The organism is Helicobacter sp. (assembly GCF_017502485.1).
GTDB lineage: Bacteria > Campylobacterota > Campylobacteria > Campylobacterales > Helicobacteraceae > Helicobacter_B.
This window is the reverse complement of record NZ_JAFVUX010000005.1, coordinates 1-1,718: the sequence shown is the minus strand read 5'-3', so window position 1 is coordinate 1,718 and position 1,718 is coordinate 1. Positions and strand designations below refer to the sequence as shown.

Here is a 1,718-nt window from a genome sequence, read left to right as displayed (position 1 = left end):
GCATCCAATAGAGATATTAAAACAAGCGCATCTCTTAAGCTCTATATAGCTATTTTGCTAAAATTCTAGCTAAAAAACTTCTCTATATCAGCTTCTATTTTTGGTGCAGCAGTTGTGGCTTTTTCTATGTAGCATTTGTTAAATGCGTGGTCTATATCACTTTTATCAAGATTGTTTAAAATGCTATTTTTAGCAAAAATGCTAAAATCTGCCACATCTAGCACTTGCCCACTAGTGCCAATGCACACAAATAGCGAGTCTTCTGCCTTTCTAAGCGCATTTAGCTCATTATAAAGCACCTTATAAAATGGAGCTTGTTCGCCAAACATAACGATATTGTGGCGAAACTTCTTACACCCACATTTACAAATATGCTCTTTAGCATTTATTGCCTCGTAGCCGATATATTCTATTTTTTTACAATGTTGGCAGTAAATCTCAGGCAAAAAGCCGTGTAAATGAACGACATCCACGCAGCCTGCCCGCTCTAACAAATCATCTACATTTTGCGTTAGTACTGCGATTTGCTCGGGGTATTTTGCCTTTATACGAACTATCATGCGGTGAGCCTCGTTTGGCTCACACTCTGCTAGCTGAGCCCTACGCTTGTCGTAAAAATCTAGCACTTTTTGCCTATTTTCTCTAAACCCACGAGCCGAGCAAACCTCCATTATATCATACTCTTCCCAAAGTCCGCCGCTGTCTCTAAAAGTCCTTAGCCCACTCTCAGCTGATAATCCAGCACCACTTAAAATAAGCACTTTTTTCATCTTTACTCCTTTTTAAAATTTTTGAACATAAAGCACACTGTGAATATACGCAAACTTTTTATCTCATTATTCCGCCAATCATAATGCCAAAGGTCAAACAGCACATCAAAGTCCTTTTTTTCAAGACAAAAGTCGTGTTTGTATGATCCACAGTCGCGTTTAAATTGCTCACAATAGATTGTTTCTAATAGTTTCACTTTTTCTTCTTTACTCTTTAAAAATACTCAGAACTGTAGCCAAATTCCAGACTATTTTTTATAGCTGCAAGTACCTACTTTACCAGCTCTTTTAGTCCTTCAAGCACCTTTACCATAGCTAGTGTATCAAGTCCGCAATAAGCTAGTAGCTCTTTGCGTTTTTTAGCGATTTGCTCGCTATTCATCTTAGCGAACTCTGGGAAAGCATTCATTGCCTCGCCGCCGTTTGATATCTCGCCACGGCTTGCCATTGCTTTGTAGCCATCATCTATGCTAGGGGCTAGTATGGGCTGGATTTTTTTGATAGAGTAGCTGCCGTTTTGGCGCCAGTCGTAAAAATCACGCTTAGCAAAAGGCTCCATCAAATCTTTCATATTATCGTGTATGTCTATCAAATGCTCGCTCAAATCAGGGAAAAGCTCAGCTAGTCGCTTTAAAACCCCTTTTTCAAACTGCGCATTATAAGCTAGCGAGCAAACACCCTTTGGGATATCACGCACTAGGCTAAGGGCCAAGGCTCTGCGTGGGTCGCAAAACTCAGTAGGCAAAAACTCCTTATGCTCTGGCTCGCTACCATCGCCCTTGTCAATGTGAAGCGAATACTCAAAAGGCGTCTGCTCGTATGACTTAGCCCCTCGCCACAGCGGAATAGCTGATTGAAAAGTCTCAAAGTCCAAATGATAAAGCGGATAACTAAGCGTGGCTAAAAACTCACGCACAGCATCAGTATTAAGAATTCTAGATTTTTCTT

The 1,718-nt window shown here is 40.5% G+C and carries 2 protein-coding genes; both read right to left on the bottom strand.

Annotated features, from left to right (window positions below; all coding sequences use genetic code 11):
- Window positions 1-65: 65 nt before the first annotated feature.
- A complete protein-coding gene (locus tag IKB69_RS01375) occupies window positions 66-770 on the bottom strand; it encodes an NAD-dependent deacetylase (RefSeq protein WP_290945345.1) in 705 nt (234 codons plus the stop codon).
- A gap of 271 nt (window positions 771-1,041) precedes the next feature.
- On the bottom strand, window positions 1,042-1,718 hold a 677-nt coding region (locus IKB69_RS01370), incomplete at its 5' end, for a DUF2779 domain-containing protein (RefSeq protein WP_290945343.1).